The sequence below is a fragment of the Thiothrix sp. genome (assembly GCF_028714775.1).
GTDB lineage: Bacteria > Pseudomonadota > Gammaproteobacteria > Thiotrichales > Thiotrichaceae > Thiothrix.
The window spans coordinates 16383-33834 of the sequence record NZ_JAQTLS010000004.1; the positions used below are offsets into that span (position 1 = coordinate 16383).

The window sequence follows — 17452 nt, forward strand, 5'->3', positions numbered from 1 at the left end:
GCTACCCGGAAGAGGTGGCCTATGCGCACACAGTGAGCCGCACGAGGAGAGAAGAATGGACATGAAGAAGTTTGCCGACTTCTGGAGGGGTATGTTTTACCTATTCAGTACCGTCACAATGGGGATTGTGCTGTATTTGATGGTGGTCGTGTGGCAACCGCTATGGACTGCCGGATTTGCGGACTTTGGCAATATCAGCCAAGCGATTGGGCATTTGGATGAAACCACCAAGCCTGCCTCTGACATGGCTCCGCGAATGCTGGAGCAGATGACGTTGATGAACCAAAATATGCAACTGATGAACCAGAACGTCGCCCAGATGCGCTTCATCATGGGCTACCAAATGGGTTCAATAAATCACCAGATGGATCAGATGAATGACAAGTTTTCCCCATTTGGGATGATGCCGTTCAATTGGTAAGGGACAGGGGAGGGGCGTCAGCCTTCTCCCCCACAAAATGGTTTTACTTCAGGAATTCCAGCGTAATTTTCAGCATCCGGCGCACAGGCTCAGCCGCACCCCACAGCAATTGGTCGCCAACGGTGAACGCGGTGATGTATTCCGGCCCCAGATTCATCTTACGGATACGCCCGACCGGGACAGTCAGTGTGCCGGAAGCTTGTACCGGAGTCAGCCCATGCAAGGTGGATTCTTTGTCATTCGGGATGACTTTGACCCACTCATTGTGGCTAGCGATGATGCTTTCGATTTCAGCCAGTGGCAAATCCTGTTTCAATTTGATGGTGAAACCTTGCGAATGGCAACGCATAGCGCCGATGCGCACGCACTGACCGTCGACGGGGATGATTTCCGCGCCAGTTTTGCCGAGGATTTTGTTGGTTTCGGCAATGCCTTTCCATTCTTCCTTGGTTTGACCGTTTGCCCACATTTTGTCGATCCACGGGATCAGGCTGCCTGCCAGCGGTGCGCCGAAATTGGCGGTGGAAAGTGTGCCGTCGTTCAATTTCGCGGTCACTTTGGTGTCAATGTCGAGGATCGCGGAAGCCGGGTCTGCCAGCAAATCGCCCACTTCGCCATTCAATTCGCCCATCTGGGTCAGCAGTTCGCGCATGTTTTTCGCGCCCGCACCGGATGCCGCTTGGTAAGTCATGGAAGTGATCCATTCAACCAAACCTTTTTCAAACAAACCGCCCAACGCCATCAGCATCAGCGAAACGGTGCAGTTGCCGCCAACGTAATTCTTGATACCGTTTTGCAAACCGGCGTCGATCACGTTGCGGTTTACCGGGTCGAGCACGATGATCGCGTCGTCGGTCATGCGCAGGGTGGAGGCCGCGTCAATCCAGTAACCATTCCAGTTGGCACGCAGTTTTTCGTACACAGCCGTGGTGTAATCGCCGCCTTGGCAGGACAGAATAATGTCCATTTCCGCCAGTTTGTCGATGTTCATGGCATCTTCCAGCGGCTTTGCACCCATGCCTACGTCAGGGCCGGGCTTGCCGGACTGCGAGGTGGTGAAGAACACAGGTTCAAACCCTTGGAAATCATTTTCAGCACGCATCCGCTCCATCAGCACTGAGCCGACCATGCCGCGCCAACCGACAAAACCTACCTTTAACATCACAAACTCCGTCAAAAACCGCAATAAACCGCGCATTGTAGCACCGTGCTAGGTCGAGAAAAACCTGCGTCAAACCGTGCTATTTATTGGATTGAAACAAGGTAAACAATCAAATTTACTGTGTATTGGCGCGACCCTATACTGATCCCATCGAAGCGCACACAACCACGGAGATCAGATCATGGACATCAATATCGGTATCAAAACAGAACAACGCCAAGCCATTGCCGACGGCCTTTCGCGCTTATTGGCTGACACTTACACACTCTATTTGAAAACCCACAACTACCACTGGAACGTGACCGGGCCGATGTTCAATACCTTGCACCTCATGTTCGAGACGCAATACAACGAACTCGCTTTGGCGGTGGATTTGATCGCAGAACGCATCCGCGCCTTGGGCTACCCCGCACCGGGCACTTACGCCGCGTATAGCCGTTTGTCTTCCATCAAAGAGGAAGAGGGAGTGCCGAAAGCGCAAGACATGATCCGCAAATTGGTGGAAGGCCAAGAAGCGGTGGTACGTACCGCCCGCAGCATTTTCCCGGTTGTGGATGAAGCAGGTGATGAACCTACCGCCGACTTGCTCACCCAACGGATGCAAATCCACGAAAAGAATGCGTGGATGTTACGCAGCATGTTGGAGTAATAAGTCGACCAGCCACGGCAAAATCAGCGAGGCAGTGAAGGCGGATAACGCCATTGCCAACCCCGCAAACGCACCCATTTCGGCACTGACCTGAAACGCTCGGGCAGTGCCGATGCCGTGTGCAGCTACCCCCATCGCAATCCCGCGCACACTGTCATCGCGGATGCCGAGCAGGTCGAACACGCGAGTTCCCAACACTGCGCCAATAATCCCCGTTGTCACTACCAATACGGCGGTCAGGGAAGGGATGCCGCCAATGCGTTCCGCAATCCCCATTGCTACCGGGGCAGTGACTGATTTGGGCGCAAGCGACAGCAGGGTTTGCGTATCCGCCCCCAGCAACCACGCAATCCCGACTGCACTAACACCGCCGATGGTGACACCTGCCAGCAATGCCACGAGCACTGGCAACCACAATTGCTTGAGCTTACCGAACTGGCGATACAGCGGAATGGCTAACGCCACCGTCGCAGGCCCCAACAGGAAATGCACGAATTGCGCCCCGTCGAAGTAGTTTTTGTACGGCATCCCGGTTGCCAGCAGCAAGGCAATCAGCAAGGCGACTGCCGTCACCACCGGGTTCAGCAGCGGATTACCTTTGGCATACACATACAACCGTTGAGCCAACCCATAGGCAATCAACGTCATGCTCAGCCCGAACAGCGGCGACGCGGAAAGGTATACCCAAACTTGCGTCAGGTTGTTGTCATTCATGCCCGCCCCCTCGCTTGCCTAGCAAATGGCTGACACCCAGCATGATCAAAGCGGTTGCTGCCAGCGTAATGACCGTGCCTAACAGCAGCGCGACCGTGATGGGTAGCCATTCATTGCCAATGCGGTGGAAATGCACAATCACCCCCACGCCCGCAGGCACAAACAGCAGCGACAAATGGCTGAGCAAAGCACTACTGGCAGTATCCAGCGTTTTTTCCAACCCGCCACGCAACAGCAAGGTAATGAACAGCAGCACCATACCCACCACCGGGCCGGGGACAGGCAGTTGCAGCAAACGGGCGCTGACTTCGCCCACCAGTTGGTATACCAGCAGGATGGTGATGCCATTGAGGAAGTTGGGGGACATGAATAACTCCGTTTGTCAGTAAATAGGGTGTAAGGTATGAATATTGCATTGCAACAACAAGTGCTCACCTACGCAAAAGGTAAAGTTTCGGTATACTCCGGCGCACTTCTGAGACAACAAACTGATTATGACAAAAAGGATAAAATCATGATTGAACCTAGCTTTATGGATTCGTTGAAAAAAGCCCGTACTTACGGCTTGGGCGAGTTTTTGGAAATCATCGGTGAACTTTCACAGGAAAGCACCAAAAAAGGGGTCATTGACCGCAAACACAAGGAATTGATTACGCTAGGGATTGCGCTGGCAAAAGGTTGCCACCGTTGCATTGAAATCCACACCGATGCGGCAACCCGCATGGGAGCTTCGGAAACCGAAATCCTGCAAGTCCGTAAAGTGGCGCTGTACACACAAGCCAGCCCCGAGCACCGTCACGGTGAGTTATGGACGGCGTGGAGCGATTCGTGGCGCGAGTTTTCCTTGAGCAAAGGTTGCGTCGACCGCCGTTGCCGCGAATTGGTGGGCTTGGGCATCGCCTTGGTGCAACAGGACTCCCGTTTGATTGAAATGCACACTCATGCAGCACTCGAATACGGCTCCACCCCGGAAGAAATCTTCGAGGTCATGCCTATCGCCCTGCTCATGGACGGTGCACCCGCGTTGTCACAAATCCCACACTTGGTTCAGGCGTTGGAACAAGCACCCGAATACATCGCGCAAGCAGCTTAACCTCCCTTCACTGGCGAAACCTGTACCACAGGTGCGTTTCCTGCCCGTTCCATCTGGATGGGCCAGGACTCGCTCGTGACATTGCCCGTTTGGCCTTTCGCGAGGTGAGCAAGGTCGTAATAGCCGTGCAAACTGGGTTTCATTTCGTTACCGTTGGCATTTTCACCGATGATTAGGTATAGGCGGTGCTGGTTCTGTGCGTCCGCCGGGTTGCCGGAAGGTTCTTCGGCTTGCAAGTACAAGAACGGCGCGGTTTCGAGTTGCCCGTAAAAATACTCAGGGGTCGGGTCAGTATAGGTTTTGCCGTTAATGGTGAAGCTCGCGTCCTTTGCGGTGATTTTTAGGGAAAGGGCGGGGGCTTGGGTTGTCCACTCGCCTTCGTAGGCACTTTTTTCAGCGCTGAAAACCGGGGATGCGAAACCGGCAGCCAGCACGCAGGCACACACCCACGCTACGGCATTGCCCCGTAGTGCTGTTTTCATGTATTTCTCCTAGCGTATATAAATCTTCTGTTATCGCCTGAATATAGCTGAGGCATCGTGCGTCTGCCTATTCTCACTATTGGGTAGGAAACGCGGTATGATGCAGGCACTTATAAGTAGGGTTATCCGCACCGAAGGAAGCTTCCATGTCCATCAATATCATTAGTCACACCACCCGCCAGCAATGGGCTTGGGCGTTTTACGACTGGGCAAATTCTGCGTTCATCACCACGGTGATGGTGGCGTTTTTCCCGATCTTTTTCCGCAAATATTGGGCAAATGGCCTGCCGTCGGAAGACATTACCCTACATTTGGGCACGGCCAATGCGTTGGCAAGCTTGTCGATCATGTTGCTTGCGCCGTTTTTGGGCACTGTAGCTGACCAAGGTGGGATCAAAAAGCCCATGATGGCGGCTTTCGTTACCTTGGGCGTGTGTGCCACGCTAGGGCTGACGATGGTGGGGGAAAGCCAGTGGCAGTGGGCAATGTTCGGCTTTGTGCTGGCAGTGGTGGGGTTTCTGGGCGCGAACATTTTCTACGATTCGCTGTTGGTGGATGTGGCAGATGAAACCGATTTTAACCGTGTGTCGGCCTTGGGTTATGGGCTTGGCTATCTGGGCGGTGGTTTGCTGTTTGCCTTGTGCGTGCTGTTGACCTTGCACCCGGAATGGTTTGGGTTGGGGGATAAGGCCGCAGCAGTACGTTGGGCGTTTGGTATTACGGCGCTGTGGTGGGCGGGCTTTTCCATCCCGCTGTGGCGAGGGGTACGCGAACGTGCTCCGGCACAGGCAGTGCGTCCGGCGTTACCCGCGTTGTTACGCCAGTCGTTTCGGCAGTTGTTGGATACTTTCCGCCATATCCGCCAGTTGCGGGTGGTGTGGCTGTTTTTGCTGGCGTATTGGTTTTACATCGACGGGGTGGATACGGTGATCCTGATGTCGGTGGATTATGGCAAGGCGTTGGGTTTTGCCGACGATAGCCTGATTACCGCGTTGCTGATTACCCAGTTCATCGCATTTCCGGCGGCGCTGGCATTTGGTTGGCTGGGTAATCGCTTGGGGGCGAAACGTGCGATCCTCGCTGGGCTGGTGGGCTATGTGCTGATTACCCTGATGGCGGTGCAAATGGATAATTCCAGTGACTTTTACTTGCTGGCGCTGTCGGTCGGCTTGGTGCAAGGCGGGGTGCAGGCATTGAGCCGCTCATTGTATGCCAGCCTGATTCCGGCAGAACAAGCGGCGGAGTTTTTCGGCTTTTACAATATGCTAGGTAAATTCGCCTCGATACTGGGGCCATTGCTGGTGGGCTGGGGTGGCGTTATTACAGGTTCGCCTCGGCTGGGGCTGTTGGCGGTGTTGTTGCTGTTTGGACTGGGTGGGGCGCTGTTGTGGCGTGTGCCGCAGCGTTAGTGTAGGGACGATCGTTTGGACATTTACTTAAACGGTTGGTTAAATACAGGGCTATTACTGCTCGACATCCTTATTATTGCGATCTTGATCCCGACCGTGGTATCGCAGCGGCGTGAATCTGGCGCAACGCTGGCATGGATGCTGGTGATTGTATTGTTACCCTTCATCGGTTTGCTGGGCTTTTGGTTGTTTGGCGTAACGCCGCTATATTTCCGTCGCCGTAAACGCCGCAAAGCAGAAGAAAAACTCGCCCCAGCGTTGGAGCGTGTCCAATCTTATCTCCCTACAGACCCGCAGATTGAGGGGCTTTCCCCTTCGTTATTAGTCTTGCTTGATAGGCTGGATGAAACTGGCCCCGTTTCCGGCAATGCGGTGGAAATCATGCGTGACGGTGGGCAAGTGTTTGATGCACTCGAAAGTGCCTTTGATGCGGCTACCCAACATATCCACCTGCTCTACTATATATGGGAGGCGGATTTCACGGGGGAACGCCTGCGCGATGCGCTTATACGGGCGGTGCAACGCGGCGTGAAAGTGCGCTTATTACTGGATGATGTGGGTTCCCGGCAAGCCACACCGCGTTTCTTTACGCCACTCACGGTGGCAGGTGGGCGTGTTGAACGCTTCCTGCGGGTGAATGTCCTCAGCCGCCATTTGAACCTGAACAACCGTAACCACCGCAAGGTTGTGGTCGTCGATGGGTGTGTGGCTTTCACGGGTGGTATGAATGTGGGTGATGTGTATGCAGGGCGGGGCGAGCCGTGGCAAGACATCCACGCCCGTTTGCAAGGGCCGGTAGTCAGTGCCTTACAGGAAGTGTTTTGCCAAGACTGGTTTCATGTCACTGGCAAAAACTTGGTTAGCGATGCCTATTTCCCCGTCATCGCGGCACAAGGCCATATCCATGCGCAATTCCTCGCCAGTGGCCCGGTGGATGCCCGCTGGCAAACGATTTACACCGTTTTGTTTGCGGCAATGAATTTGGCAAGCCAGCGCATTTGGATTGAAACCCCGTATTTCGTGCCTGACCGCCCCTTGCTAATGAGCTTGCAAACTGCTGCGTTACGCGGGGTGGATGTGCGCTTATTATTGCCGGGGCGTTCTGACCATCTGCTGGTGTTGTATGCTGGGCGTTCCTTCATTGATGACCTGCTGGCGGCAGGGGTGCGGGTATTCGAGTTGTACAGCGCCATGCCCCATGCCAAAGCGGTGATCATTGACAGCAGTTTCGCCACACTGGGGTCGGCAAACATGGATCAGCGCAGTTTCCGCCTCAATTTCGAGGGCAATGTATTCTTCTACGGGGCAGAAATTGCCGGGAAACTGGGGGAGGATTTCCTCGCTTTATGTGCGACTGCCAAGGAAGTGACCGAAAACGGGCGGGATAAGGTGGGAAAAATGCACCGACTGGCGGAGAACGCAGCCCGTATTCTTGCCCCGTTACTATAAAATGCAAACTGTTGGTTGCGTGGGGGTATGTGTTTTGTTATCCTCACGCGCCTTATACAGTTTAAGAATCGCAGATTTGGAGAATCCAGATGTCTCGTGTATGCCAAGTAACAGGTAAGCGTCCGACCACCGGCAATAATGTGTCGCACGCTAACAACAAAACCAAACGCCGTTTCCTGCCTAACCTGCACGCGAAGCGCTTCTGGGTTGAAAGTGAAGGACGCTGGGTTCGCCTGCGCGTTTCTACAAAAGGTATGCGTATTATCGACAAGAATGGCATTGATTCCATTCTAGCAGAAATGCGTGCTAACGGCGAAAAAGTCTAACTTTACGGGAGTAACAGACAATGGCTAAGAAAGGTGGTCGCGATAAGATCAAGCTGGTTTCTTCCGCAGGGACTGGTTTTTACTACACTACAACCAAGAACAAGCGCACAACCCCAGACAAACTGGCGTTCAGCAAGTATGATCCGGTTGTCCGCAAGCATGTTATCTTTAAGGAAGCCAAAATCAAGTAATTGATTGGTTCCTCGCGATTCTTTGCAAAGCCCGGCTGCAACAAGTCCGGGCTTTTTGCGTTTGCGGTCTACACTTGTAGTGCATAGTCATTAGGAATAGGGGATCACATGATGTGGATTGTTTTGGGCGTTGTAGTGGCAGTCTTGGTGCTGTTGTTCATGTTTGGTTTGTCGTTGCCGTCACGCCAACAGGTAACAAGGGTTGAATTGCTCAAAGCACCCGTGGCAGAGGTATGGGAAGCCTTGAGTGACCTGCCGCGCCAAACCCACTGGCGCACAGGCTTAAAGAGTGTGCAAATGCTGGATGATGATCATGGCTTGCGTTGGGTTGAGCAGCCCGAGCGGGGTGGGGCAGTGACATTGCGTAAACTTAAAGAGCTTCCCGCCCAAGAGTTATTGCTGGAAATGCAGCAAGGCAGCAGTAAGGGCACACGCTCAGCCCGCATGAATGCCGTACCGGGCGGAACCCGTGTAACTTTCACTGAAATACTGGAAACACGCACTCCCATCGGGCGTATCAGGGCGCGTATGGGCGGTGGTTTGGATCAGCGGCTGGACAGTTTTATCCAACAATTAAAAGCAAAATTTGCCGTCTAACGCCACTAAACGCAGCGATTCGCGGTCAAGGTTTGATTCACTGGCAAGGGCTGACAAGGATCGCCCCAAGGTTGGATGCAGTACGTTAGGTGCGATTTCGGTCAATGGAAACAGCACAAACGGGTAAGCGAGAATATCGCTGTGTGGCAGGTTAATTTCCGGCTGGAGGTTCAGCCCGTCGTATAACAGTAAATCAACATCAAGGGTGCGGGCGCTGTATTTGTCCTGATTGCGTACCCGCCCGTGGGCATCTTCCAGCTTGCGTAAATAGTCCCGTAGGGCGCTGGGGTCAAACTCGGTTGTAAAGCCTGCCACCAGATTGAAAAATGGGTTGCCATTAAAGCCAATCGCAGGCGTTTCGTAGATGCTGGAAAAAGTGACGTTCGTGAAATCGGCTTGGAGGCATTGCATACAGGAGCGGATATTGCTTTCACGCTCGATATTGCTGCCGATGCTTACATAGACGCTTGCCATTGGCGGTTTCCCCGTTCGATGCGTACCCCAACTTCGCTGGAACCACGGACTGCGCCGGGTTTGCCGACGGTGACTTGAATCCACGGAACGTGTAATTCTTGCATCAGGGTGGTGGCGATGGTTTCTGCCAAGCGTTCCACCAGTTCATAGTGGGTGTTTTCCACCAGTTGCATGACCAGTTTGGCGGCAGTTTTGTAATTGAGGGTGTCTTTGATGTCATCGCTGGCGGCGGGGGTGCGATTATCCCAGGCCATTTCCAGATCAACGCGGATTTTTTGTAGGATGCGTTTTTCCCATTCGTAGATGCCGATGCGGGCATCCATGCGTAAATCACGCACGTATACTGTATCCATACCTTACCTTTTTACGATTACAATAACGCAAAAAAACCCACCCCCGGCGTGCGGGGTATGGGTTTGATGCTATGGGCAGATAAGGTATTAGTTCATTGTTACCCATTGACCGTTTTGCTGGCGGCAGGCTCTCATCTGGATGTTTTCCTGTCTGCCGTCAATGTAACCTGTTACGTTGACTGGGCGGCATACTTGGTTGTTGCTAGCACGGTAAGTCTGGCCCGGGGTCGCGTTGTAGCGGTAGCCAGTGTCTGGGTTCTGCCAGCTACGTGGACTACCTGTGGCAACAGCTTGCCCCAGTTGTTGGCGGTCGTATTGGCTACCCATTTGAGCGCCGATGTAGCCGCCTAACAGTGCGCCAGCGATTGTCGCTACGTCTTTGCCATCACCTTCCCCGAATTGGTTGCCTACAACAGCACCCAACACTGAGCCTGCAATAGCACCAGCTTGTCCATTGTTAATCGCACCAGCACCACCGCCGCAACCTGTGAGTGCGAGTGTGGCAGCAACCGTGACGGCGGCGATAGTTTGTTTCATTAAGGTTTGCATGAAAATTCCTTTTTGTTTGGTTTAGTAAGGGCGATAGTAAGGCTGTTGTTGTGGTTGGCGATAAGCTTGGTCTTGGGCTGCGCCCATTTGACCACCAATGTAACCACCCGCGACAGCGCCTACAACGGCTGAGGTAGTTGGATTGTCACCGTCGCCGAGCTGACGACCAAGCACACCACCGAGAACAGAACCAGCGATTGCGCCAGTTTGGGCGTTATTCATGGGTGCAGCACCACCGCAACCAGTCAGGAGGGTAGCCGCCATTGCTATTGCGCTCAGGGATATAATTACAGTTTTCATTTAGATAGCTCCTTAAAACAAGCTGTGTTTATGTATTGGCATTTGCCAAGTTTTTATTGCTGGCGTCAGATTTGACCGGGGAACCATGCAGTAGTTCGGCAGCACAGCCATTATTTTTTGTCGTTAACCGCGACTCGGCACATTCCCTGCCAGCCATTCTCCCCCAAGTGTAGGGGGAGTGCCAGCGAAAATTTCAGTTCGGCTGGGGGAATTTATGCCTTAATGGGCTGCTTTAAAGGTAAATGTGTGTGAGGTTTCAGCAGTGGTAGTTATTTCAACGGTGGCTTCTTGGCTTTGCTCACCCACGGATGCTTTGATGCGGTAGGAACCTATCGGCAGTTTTTCCTTGATTTGGGATTTCAGTAAGCGGTCTGAAAAATAGTTGCCATTGGCGCTGTAAAACGTGAAGTTGGCGTCGACGGGCTTTTGTTGTGCATCCTGCGCTTGTAGCGATAACTTCCCCATTGGGCCGAGATCGAAACGGTAGGATGTGGTTTTGCCGGAGGTCAAAGTTAAGGTCTGGGTGTGTTTGATTTCCCCCCATAACGCATCAACCCGGTAAGTTCCCGCCGGGATACTGTGGGAAACTTGGGTTTGCGCGGTGAAGTTGGTGATGTGCCGGTCTTCGGTGTCGTAAAGCAGGAAGCTGGCAGGTAAGTTTTCGGGATCATTGCTAGCACCGACTGTCAATTGCAGGGTCGCGGGGGCGCTGGCTGTATTGGTTTTATTGTCTGCCGGGGTGTTGGCTGTCACTTCCTGTGCGGGCAAACTGTTCAGCAGGTTGGTAACGGCTGGCGTGTCGCTGGCAATGGCGAAGCTTCCTCCGCTGTTGGTAGCGATGCACTTGAGTTGTGAGTCCTGATCATCGCGGAAACCGAGTACTTGGATGCGTAGGGCGGAATTTTTGGCCTTGAGTTCCTTGACGGTAGCGCAGGGGTCAGCGTCGCAACTTTCCTGCCCATCACTGATCAGCAAAATGGTGTTGCCCATACTGGCGGCTTGTTGGATGGCGGCACTGATGGGCGAACGCCCCAGTGGCATGATGTCAGTGGCTTGCTTGAGCAGGTCGCTAGGCGTGTTTTCTCCCGGTTTTGCGAGCACATTGATGTCGTGGCAGTCGGACTTGCGTTGGTTGCCGTAAGCGATCAGGCCGATGCTGGCGTTTTCGGGTTGTTTGTCGAGTAAGGTGGCAAGGCTGCTGCGGGCGAGTTCAATCTTGTGCTTGTCGTTGATTTTCCCCCACATGCTGTTAGAAGCATCCAGCACGATGATGAGGTTATCGTTGGCGGCGGCGAGGGTGGGGAACGCGAGTAGGCTGGTGATCAGCAATGTTGTTAAGTATTTTTTCATGATGTCAGGAAAAGTACGTGTCCAGTGAGATAAGGGCTTGGTAAATGTTAGCACTGTGCGCTGGAAAGGGTGGGATTTTCCGACCGTTTGGAAGGAAACTGCTTGCATGTTCCCCGCGCATTCATAAGAATCGCAGGACATAAAAACAATAAAAGAAACCTATCATGCAGGCTGTAACATCCAATGCTTCTCCTGCCCTGTTTGGCGAACGGCTGGTCAAACTGGGTAAGTTGAAACCCGCTGATCTTGAACGTGCCTTACGTGCGCAGGCTGAAATACATCAGCCTCTGGGCAGTGTGTTGGTGCGGCTGGGGATGCTCACTGAGCAAGAAGTGGCTTTCGTACTGTCACGCCATTTGGGTGTGCGCATGGCAATGACACGCGATTACCCCTCACTTCCGGTAGAAAACCCCGGCATTTCCATCAATTACATGCGTAATGCGGAACTGGTTCCGGTACATCTGGAAGAAGACCGCATGATTGTGGCGATGTCCAATCCGCAAGATACGTTTTCCTGCCAAGCCTTGTACATGGCAAGCGGCAAGCAGGTGGAAGCTTTGCTGGGTTTGCCAAGTGAAATCCGCACGAATATTGAGCGCTTGTACGGTACGGAAGCCAATAAAGCCCACGGTAACGATGATGAATTCGAGATTACCGGCAGCAATGAAAACCTGGATGACATTGAGCACCTGAAAGACATGGCGAGTGAAGCGCCAGTTATCCGCTTGGTCAACCAGATCATGACCAATGCCATGAGCCAGCGGGCGTCGGACATCCATATTGAGCCGTTTGAAACCCACCTGAAAGTGCGTTACCGCATTGACGGCGTGATCCATGAAGTGGAATCACCGCCCGCGCAATTGACTGCCGCGATCATTTCCCGTATCAAATTGATGGCGCGTTTGAACATTGCCGAACGCCGTTTGCCGCAAGATGGGCGTATCCAAATGCGGGCGCAGGGCAAGGAAATCGACATGCGCGTATCGACCGTACCAACGATGCACGGGGAGAGCGTGGTAATGCGTTTATTGGACAAACACAGTGTCAAACTCGACCTGAAGACCTTGGGTTTTTCCGACGACAATTTCCAGAAACTCCAGAAAGAGTTGGAAGCGCCACACGGGGTAGTACTGGTAACAGGCCCGACAGGTTCGGGGAAAACCACGTCATTGTATGCCGCACTGACTCAGCTCAATACCCCGGAAAGCAAAATCCTTACGGTCGAAGACCCAGTGGAATACGAGCTCGAAGGCATCAATCAAATCCAAGCCAACCCTAAAATTGGGCTGACGTTTGCCGATGCGCTACGTTCCATTGTGCGCCAAGACCCGGACATCATCATGATCGGGGAAATGCGTGACGTGGAAACCGCCCGCATCGCCATCCAATCGGCACTGACCGGGCACTTGGTGCTTTCCACCTTGCATACCAATGACGCGGCGAGTGGTATTACGCGCTTGATGGATATGGGGATCGAAGATTACCTGCTGACCTCCACGGTGAACGGCATCCTCGCGCAACGCTTGGTGCGGCGTTTATGCCCGCAATGCCGCGAATCGCACAGTGTTTTGCCGGAAATCGAGCGTGAACTGGGTTTGCGCAAATACCAGCCGGATGGTGAATTGCGCCTGTGGCACGCCAAGGGCTGTAGTGCTTGCGGGCATACGGGTTACAAAGGCCGCAGTGCCATCCACGAATTTTTGGTGATGGACGATGATATTCGCCGCCTGATCCTTAAGCACGAAGACGCAGGCGTTTTGCAGGAACAAGCCCGTAAAGCCGGGATGCGCACCATGTACGAAGACGGCCTGATGAAAGCCCTCAAAGGTGTGACCACACTGGAAGAAGTGCTGCGCGTGGCGGAGGAAACCCCGAATGCCAGCGTATAGTTACAAAGCAATCACCCCTGCGGGTGTCGCCAAAGAAGGCATGTTGGAAGCTGCCAATGAAGCCTTGGTGGTGGAAAACTTGCACGCGCAAGGGCTGATTCCCATCAAGATTCTGGCGGGCAAGGCGGGGGCGAGCAATGCGCCCGTCGCGAAAAAGCCATCTGGTCTGTTTGCCAGTAAAGCCGTCAAGCAAGAAGACATCATGGCGATTACCCAACAGATGTCTTCCATGCTCAAGGCGGGTTTGCCGCTCGACCGTGCTTTGGGTATTTTGCTGGAAATCAGCGACAAGCCGGTGGTGACGGAATTGGTACAAGGCATCCAAAACCATGTGCGCAGCGGTAAACGTTTCGCTGATGCTTTGGAGGAAAGCGGCAAGTTCAACCGTTTCTACGTCAACATGGTCAGGGCAGGGGAAGCAGGCGGTTCGATTGATGACGCACTTGCCCGCTTGGTCGAATACATGGCGCGGGCGAAAGAATTGCGCGGTACGGTGATCTCTGCACTGATTTACCCTGCGATTCTGGCGTTTGTGGCGGTGGCGTCGATCATTGCGCTGCTGACTTTCGTGGTTCCACAGTTTGCCTCAATGTTTGCCGACATGGGCGCGGAATTGCCCACTATCACCAAGGTTGTGATGGGTATATCGGGAACATTGCAACATTACTGGTGGGTGGTGTTGGGTGGTTTCTTGCTGATGCTGTTGTTGGGGCAATATGTCCTCACCAACGAAAAGGCGCGTACTGGCCTTGACCGCAGCATGTTGCGGTGGCCGATTGTCGGAAACTTGATTGGCAAAATCGAGACGGCGCGTTTCTCCCGCAGTCTGGGAACCTTGCTGCACAACGGTGTGCCGCTGTTGGGGGCGCTCAAAATTGCAAAAAATACCATAGGAAACCGGGTCATGGCTTCAGCAGTGGAAGAATCTGCTGACAGCCTTAAGCAAGGCGAAAGCCTGACCCGGACATTATTGGCAAAACGTGTGTTCCCCGCATACGCTTTGCACATGCTGCGTGTCGGTGAGGAAACCGGGCGCATGGAAGAGCTGCTGCGTGAAGTGGCAGACATTTACGATGATGAAGTCAAAACTTCCGTGAAACAGATGTTGGCACTACTGGAACCTGTGCTGATCCTGATCATGGCGGTGGCTATCTTGGCGATTATTGGCTCGGTCTTGTTACCGATGATCAATATGGCTGATTTGGTGAAATGACGGGTTTTTACGAAGAAGTGTCATAAAAAAACGAAGCAAATAATAGCAATAACAAGGAGCTAATAATGCAACACAAACCCTACAAGCGACGCCTGTCGAATAAGCAACGCGGCTTTACCCTGATTGAGCTGATGATCGTGTTGGTCATCCTTGGCCTGATCATGGGGATCGTCGGCCCGCAGGCGATGAAATACCTCGGTAAAGGCAAAACCCAATCTACTAAGGTGCAAATTGAAAACTTAAGCGCGGCACTGGATATGTACCGTCTGGAAGTCGGCAATTACCCCACTTCTGCTGATGGCCTGAAAGCGCTGGTTGCAGCCCCTTCCAATGCGCGTGGCTGGAACGGCCCTTACCTGAAAAAAGGTGAAGTGCCTAAAGATGCGTGGAACAACGATTACCAATACAAACGTCCGGGCAGCAACAACCACCCTTACGACTTAAGTTCGTTCGGTGCGGATGGTGCGGCTGGCGGCGAAGGCGAAGATGCAGACCTCAGCCTCTGGCAGCAATAAGGGTTTCACCCTCCTCGAAGTCCTGCTGGTGCTAGTCATCGGCGGGCTTTTGATGGCGGTGGTAGCCACCTCACTTTCTGAAGGCCCGGTATTGCGTAAAAGCAGCAGGGAAGTCGCCACCAGTTTGCGTCATGCCCGTGCCCAAGCGGTAATGCGCCAACAGCCGGTGGTGTGGAAAATGGACATCAAAGCCAAACGCTTCTGGATCGACGGCGGCGACAAGGATGCTGACCGTAATCTCAATCAGGCAATGGAAGCCAAAATTAACACCAGTGCTGCTGAAGTGATTTCTGCTGATCAAGGCGGCATCCGCTTTTTCCCGGATGGCAGTTCGACGGGCGGCTCAGTCGACCTGACTTACAAAAAACAGACCTACAAGGTCAATGTCGAATGGGTGACGGGTCGTGTCAGTATCCAGTAAGCAACAGGGTTTTTCACTGCTCGAAGTCCTCGTCGCATTCGTGGTGATGGGGCTGGTGGTCGGCACGCTGTTGCAACTGTTCGGGGCATCCATGCGCAGTGTCGCGCTTTCCGATGAATACAGTTTTGCCGTGCAAGTGGCGGAATCACGCTTGGCGGCAGTCGGCAGCGAAATCAAAGTCGAGCAAGGCAACGTCTCCGGTGAAGAAAAAGGTTCTGGCTACCACTGGAATGTGAGCATGGAACCAATCAAAGCCGATGAAAAAACGGAAAAGCTGCAAGTCGCATTGCAAATGTACCGCGTGGATGTCGCGGTGACGTGGAAAAGTAGCGAAAAGCCCCGCGAATTCCACCTGTCGAGTTTACGCTTTGGGGAAAAGTTATGAAGCAACGCGGCTTTACCCTGCTGGAAATGCTGATTGCCTTCTCGTTGGTTTCCCTGCTGTTCCTTGCGCTGTTCGCTAGTTTCAACACCATTGGGCACAGTTGGGATGCCGCTGACACGCGCATGAACAAGACTGAAGACATGCGCCTGATCAGCGATTTCCTGCGCCGCCAATTGGGGCAGGCAATGGTGGTCAAGATCAAGGGTGAAAAGGATGGCGGTGTGTATGCGTTTGAAGGCACGTCCACCTCCCTGCGTTACGCCGCGCCCTTGCAACCCCTGCAACATCAAGGCGGGGTGTTTCTGGTTGAGCTGGATATTGTCAGTGGCAAAAATGGCAAAGCGCTGGAAATGCTGTATGCCCCTTACCGCCCCGAGTTGACGTGGGAAGACGCTTTCAGAGACGCAGAACCCGTACCGGTATTTGATGGGCTGAAAGATGCTTCATTTGCGTATTTTGGCGCAGAAGAAGAGGGCAAAGACCCTGAGTGGTCGTCCGATTGGGAAGACAAACCGCTATACCCGCAACTGTTGAAACTGACGCTGGCAGATGCAGAACGGGCGTGGTCGGAAATGCAGGTCAGTTTGCCGCAGGTGAGTGATTATGGGAAATAGTCCACGGAAACAATCCGGTGTTGCCATGATCGTGGTGTTGTGGATGATCATGGTGATGATGACCCTCGCTGCCAGCCTGCTTTACGCTACCCGCACTGAATCCAGCATGGTGGATTACGCCCGCCGTACCGCCATCGCCCGCGCCACGGCTGATGCTGCTGCGCATTATGCGGTGATGCAGCTTTTCTTGCCGCCGCAGGAACGTGACCTGCAACTCGGTGGCAAACCGCTATTGTGGCAATACGAAGGCGCGAAGGTTGAAATCCGCGTGGTCGGTGAAAATGGCCTGATCGACATCAACTATGCCAGCCGTGAGCTATTGGCGCAGATTTTCAAAGAGGTCGGTGTGGAAGACCAAGCCGCGTCCGACATGCTCGACGTGTTGGAAGATTTCCGCGATGTGGATGACCTGAAACGCCTCAACGGTGCGGAAGACGGTGATTATGAAAGCGCGGGTTTGGCTTTCGGTGCGAAAGATGCTCCGTTTGAACGCATCGAGGAATTGCAGCAAGTGCTGGGCATGACCCCGCAGCTTTATCAGGCATTGACCCGCTATTTGACGGTCAATTCTGGTGCTGCTGGGATTAACCCGATGCTGGCTCCGCGCCAGATATTGCTGATGCTGACGGAAGGTGATGCCGGGAAAGTGGATGCTTATATTGCGGAACGGGAAGAGGCGGCGAAAGATGGGCGTTCAGTATTGCCTGATTTTGGGCAAGCATTTTTCGATAATAGCCAGCAACCTTTGTACCGGATGCAGATCAGGGTGTTTACGGATGAAACTGCGCCACCGTATTTTGAAGAGCGTTCGGTGCGTTTAAGCCCAGAAAAAATGCCGCCGTTTGTGACGTATTTTCGAGTGTTGCAGGCGTCTTCGGCACAGTTTGAATAGCGTT

24 protein-coding genes are annotated in these 17452 nt (G+C 53.4%); 15 read left to right on the plus strand and 9 right to left on the minus strand.

The features are described from left to right. Positions 1-55: 55 nt before the first annotated feature. A complete protein-coding gene (locus tag PHE17_RS04180; RefSeq protein ID WP_301014559.1) occupies positions 56-421 on the plus strand; it encodes a hypothetical protein in 366 nt (121 codons plus the stop codon). A 43-nt stretch (positions 422-464) separates the two neighbouring features. Here the strand turns inward: PHE17_RS04180 and asd are convergent, their stop codons facing one another. Beyond that, positions 465-1583 (minus strand): aspartate-semialdehyde dehydrogenase, encoded by a 1119-nt coding sequence (asd, locus tag PHE17_RS04185; RefSeq protein WP_301014560.1) that lies wholly within the window; start codon positions 1581-1583, stop codon positions 465-467. A gap of 181 nt (positions 1584-1764) precedes the next feature. On the opposite strand from asd, the gene PHE17_RS04190 reads away from it, so the two are divergent. Continuing rightward, on the plus strand, positions 1765-2232 hold the full coding sequence (locus PHE17_RS04190) for a Dps family protein (RefSeq protein ID WP_301014561.1): 468 nt from the start codon (positions 1765-1767) through the stop codon (positions 2230-2232). On the opposite strand, the gene PHE17_RS04195 is transcribed toward PHE17_RS04190, so the two are convergent. Beyond that, on the minus strand, positions 2212-2946 hold the full coding sequence (locus tag PHE17_RS04195; RefSeq protein WP_301014562.1) for an LrgB family protein: 735 nt from the start codon (positions 2944-2946) through the stop codon (positions 2212-2214). The genes PHE17_RS04190 and PHE17_RS04195 overlap by 21 nt on opposite strands. Further along, a complete protein-coding gene (locus PHE17_RS04200) occupies positions 2939-3313 on the minus strand; it encodes a CidA/LrgA family protein (RefSeq protein WP_301014563.1) in 375 nt (124 codons plus the stop codon). The genes PHE17_RS04195 and PHE17_RS04200 overlap by 8 nt, the downstream gene beginning before the upstream one ends. A gap of 147 nt (positions 3314-3460) precedes the next feature. Here PHE17_RS04200 and PHE17_RS04205 point away from each other — a divergent pair, with 147 nt between their 5' ends. After that, the gene (locus PHE17_RS04205) at positions 3461-4039 is read left to right on the plus strand and encodes a carboxymuconolactone decarboxylase family protein (protein ID WP_301014564.1); all 579 of its coding nucleotides are present in this window, start codon (positions 3461-3463) and stop codon (positions 4037-4039) included. On the opposite strand, the gene PHE17_RS04210 is transcribed toward PHE17_RS04205, so the two are convergent. After that, complete coding sequence (locus PHE17_RS04210) at positions 4036-4521, minus strand: hypothetical protein (protein WP_301014565.1); 486 nt, start codon at positions 4519-4521, stop codon at positions 4036-4038. The two genes, PHE17_RS04205 and PHE17_RS04210, sit on opposite strands and share 4 nt — an antisense overlap. Before the next feature lie 146 nt (positions 4522-4667). On the opposite strand from PHE17_RS04210, the gene PHE17_RS04215 reads away from it, so the two are divergent. From PHE17_RS04215 to PHE17_RS04235, 5 genes are all read left to right on the plus strand, one after another. Continuing rightward, positions 4668-5930, plus strand: a complete 1263-nt coding sequence (locus tag PHE17_RS04215; RefSeq protein WP_301014566.1) for an MFS transporter — start codon at positions 4668-4670, stop codon at positions 5928-5930. Between the two features lie 15 nt (positions 5931-5945). After that, positions 5946-7379, plus strand: a complete 1434-nt coding sequence (cls, locus tag PHE17_RS04220) for a cardiolipin synthase (protein WP_301014567.1) — start codon at positions 5946-5948, stop codon at positions 7377-7379. 89 nt (positions 7380-7468) lie between these two features. Beyond that, on the plus strand, positions 7469-7705 hold the full coding sequence (gene rpmB, locus PHE17_RS04225) for a 50S ribosomal protein L28 (protein WP_301014568.1): 237 nt from the start codon (positions 7469-7471) through the stop codon (positions 7703-7705). Positions 7706-7725: 20 nt separating this feature from the next. Continuing rightward, complete coding sequence (gene rpmG / locus PHE17_RS04230; protein ID WP_301014569.1) at positions 7726-7896, plus strand: 50S ribosomal protein L33; 171 nt, start codon at positions 7726-7728, stop codon at positions 7894-7896. Positions 7897-8004: 108 nt separating this feature from the next. Continuing rightward, positions 8005-8493 (plus strand): SRPBCC family protein, encoded by a 489-nt coding sequence (locus tag PHE17_RS04235; RefSeq protein WP_301014570.1) that lies wholly within the window; start codon positions 8005-8007, stop codon positions 8491-8493. Here the strand turns inward: PHE17_RS04235 and folK are convergent. From folK to PHE17_RS04260, 5 genes are all read right to left on the minus strand, one after another. Next, positions 8470-8967 (minus strand): 2-amino-4-hydroxy-6-hydroxymethyldihydropteridine diphosphokinase, encoded by a 498-nt coding sequence (gene folK, locus PHE17_RS04240; protein WP_301014571.1) that lies wholly within the window; start codon positions 8965-8967, stop codon positions 8470-8472. The genes PHE17_RS04235 and folK overlap by 24 nt on opposite strands. Then, positions 8949-9320 carry a dihydroneopterin aldolase gene (gene folB / locus PHE17_RS04245; RefSeq protein WP_301014572.1) on the minus strand — a complete coding sequence of 124 codons (372 nt, stop codon included), beginning with the start codon at positions 9318-9320 and terminating at the stop codon, positions 8949-8951. The genes folK and folB overlap by 19 nt, the downstream gene beginning before the upstream one ends. Positions 9321-9407: 87 nt before the next feature. Further along, on the minus strand, positions 9408-9869 hold the full coding sequence (locus tag PHE17_RS04250) for an RT0821/Lpp0805 family surface protein (RefSeq protein WP_301014573.1): 462 nt from the start codon (positions 9867-9869) through the stop codon (positions 9408-9410). A gap of 21 nt (positions 9870-9890) precedes the next feature. After that, on the minus strand, positions 9891-10169 hold the full coding sequence (locus tag PHE17_RS04255; RefSeq protein WP_301014574.1) for a glycine zipper 2TM domain-containing protein: 279 nt from the start codon (positions 10167-10169) through the stop codon (positions 9891-9893). 219 nt (positions 10170-10388) lie between these two features. Next, entirely contained in the window at positions 10389-11519 is a 1131-nt protein-coding gene (locus PHE17_RS04260) for a VWA domain-containing protein (protein WP_301014575.1), read from the minus strand. A gap of 164 nt (positions 11520-11683) precedes the next feature. Between PHE17_RS04260 and gspE the strand changes: the two genes are divergently transcribed. The 7 genes from gspE (at position 11684) to PHE17_RS04295 (ending at position 17448) form a co-directional block, all read left to right on the plus strand. After that, on the plus strand, positions 11684-13408 hold the full coding sequence (gene gspE, locus PHE17_RS04265; protein ID WP_301014576.1) for a type II secretion system ATPase GspE: 1725 nt from the start codon (positions 11684-11686) through the stop codon (positions 13406-13408). After that, positions 13395-14621 (plus strand): type II secretion system F family protein, encoded by a 1227-nt coding sequence (locus tag PHE17_RS04270; RefSeq protein WP_301014577.1) that lies wholly within the window; start codon positions 13395-13397, stop codon positions 14619-14621. The genes gspE and PHE17_RS04270 overlap by 14 nt, the downstream gene beginning before the upstream one ends. Before the next feature lie 65 nt (positions 14622-14686). Then, positions 14687-15136, plus strand: coding sequence for a type II secretion system major pseudopilin GspG (gspG, locus tag PHE17_RS04275; protein WP_301014578.1), 450 nt, complete (start codon positions 14687-14689; stop codon positions 15134-15136). Continuing rightward, positions 15108-15557, plus strand: a complete 450-nt coding sequence (locus PHE17_RS04280; RefSeq protein WP_301014579.1) for a GspH/FimT family protein — start codon at positions 15108-15110, stop codon at positions 15555-15557. The genes gspG and PHE17_RS04280 overlap by 29 nt, the downstream gene beginning before the upstream one ends. Beyond that, positions 15541-15942, plus strand: coding sequence for a type II secretion system minor pseudopilin GspI (gene gspI / locus PHE17_RS04285; protein WP_301014580.1), 402 nt, complete (start codon positions 15541-15543; stop codon positions 15940-15942). Before PHE17_RS04280 ends, gspI begins: the two co-directional genes overlap by 17 nt. Then, entirely contained in the window at positions 15939-16556 is a 618-nt protein-coding gene (locus PHE17_RS04290) for a prepilin-type N-terminal cleavage/methylation domain-containing protein (protein WP_301014581.1), read from the plus strand. The genes gspI and PHE17_RS04290 overlap by 4 nt, the downstream gene beginning before the upstream one ends. Continuing rightward, positions 16546-17448, plus strand: coding sequence for a type II secretion system protein GspK (locus PHE17_RS04295; protein WP_301014582.1), 903 nt, complete (start codon positions 16546-16548; stop codon positions 17446-17448). The genes PHE17_RS04290 and PHE17_RS04295 overlap by 11 nt, the downstream gene beginning before the upstream one ends. Positions 17449-17452: the final 4 nt, after the last annotated feature.

What these genes read in the sequence shown, in the direction of transcription:
- PHE17_RS04205 (WP_301014564.1), top strand. Translation starts at nt 3,461, where the DNA reads ATGATTGAACCTAGCTTTATGGATTCGTTGAAAAAAGCCCGTACTTAC.
- PHE17_RS04235 (WP_301014570.1), top strand. Translation starts at nt 8,005, where the DNA reads ATGATGTGGATTGTTTTGGGCGTTGTAGTGGCAGTCTTGGTGCTGTTG.
- folB (WP_301014572.1), bottom strand. Translation starts at nt 9,320, where the DNA reads ATGGATACAGTATACGTGCGTGATTTACGCATGGATGCCCGCATCGGC.
- gspE (WP_301014576.1), top strand. Translation starts at nt 11,684, where the DNA reads ATGCAGGCTGTAACATCCAATGCTTCTCCTGCCCTGTTTGGCGAACGG.
- rpmB (WP_301014568.1), top strand. Translation starts at nt 7,469, where the DNA reads ATGTCTCGTGTATGCCAAGTAACAGGTAAGCGTCCGACCACCGGCAAT.
- PHE17_RS04195 (WP_301014562.1), bottom strand. Translation starts at nt 2,946, where the DNA reads ATGAATGACAACAACCTGACGCAAGTTTGGGTATACCTTTCCGCGTCG.
- rpmG (WP_301014569.1), top strand. Translation starts at nt 7,726, where the DNA reads ATGGCTAAGAAAGGTGGTCGCGATAAGATCAAGCTGGTTTCTTCCGCA.
- folK (WP_301014571.1), bottom strand. Translation starts at nt 8,967, where the DNA reads ATGGCAAGCGTCTATGTAAGCATCGGCAGCAATATCGAGCGTGAAAGC.
- PHE17_RS04200 (WP_301014563.1), bottom strand. Translation starts at nt 3,313, where the DNA reads ATGTCCCCCAACTTCCTCAATGGCATCACCATCCTGCTGGTATACCAA.
- PHE17_RS04255 (WP_301014574.1), bottom strand. Translation starts at nt 10,169, where the DNA reads ATGAAAACTGTAATTATATCCCTGAGCGCAATAGCAATGGCGGCTACC.
- PHE17_RS04270 (WP_301014577.1), top strand. Translation starts at nt 13,395, where the DNA reads ATGCCAGCGTATAGTTACAAAGCAATCACCCCTGCGGGTGTCGCCAAA.
- PHE17_RS04215 (WP_301014566.1), top strand. Translation starts at nt 4,668, where the DNA reads ATGTCCATCAATATCATTAGTCACACCACCCGCCAGCAATGGGCTTGG.
- PHE17_RS04250 (WP_301014573.1), bottom strand. Translation starts at nt 9,869, where the DNA reads ATGCAAACCTTAATGAAACAAACTATCGCCGCCGTCACGGTTGCTGCC.
- gspG (WP_301014578.1), top strand. Translation starts at nt 14,687, where the DNA reads ATGCAACACAAACCCTACAAGCGACGCCTGTCGAATAAGCAACGCGGC.
- PHE17_RS04180 (WP_301014559.1), top strand. Translation starts at nt 56, where the DNA reads ATGGACATGAAGAAGTTTGCCGACTTCTGGAGGGGTATGTTTTACCTA.
- PHE17_RS04280 (WP_301014579.1), top strand. Translation starts at nt 15,108, where the DNA reads ATGCAGACCTCAGCCTCTGGCAGCAATAAGGGTTTCACCCTCCTCGAA.
- asd (WP_301014560.1), bottom strand. Translation starts at nt 1,583, where the DNA reads ATGTTAAAGGTAGGTTTTGTCGGTTGGCGCGGCATGGTCGGCTCAGTG.
- PHE17_RS04290 (WP_301014581.1), top strand. Translation starts at nt 15,939, where the DNA reads ATGAAGCAACGCGGCTTTACCCTGCTGGAAATGCTGATTGCCTTCTCG.
- PHE17_RS04260 (WP_301014575.1), bottom strand. Translation starts at nt 11,519, where the DNA reads ATGAAAAAATACTTAACAACATTGCTGATCACCAGCCTACTCGCGTTC.
- PHE17_RS04295 (WP_301014582.1), top strand. Translation starts at nt 16,546, where the DNA reads ATGGGAAATAGTCCACGGAAACAATCCGGTGTTGCCATGATCGTGGTG.
- PHE17_RS04210 (WP_301014565.1), bottom strand. Translation starts at nt 4,521, where the DNA reads ATGAAAACAGCACTACGGGGCAATGCCGTAGCGTGGGTGTGTGCCTGC.
- PHE17_RS04190 (WP_301014561.1), top strand. Translation starts at nt 1,765, where the DNA reads ATGGACATCAATATCGGTATCAAAACAGAACAACGCCAAGCCATTGCC.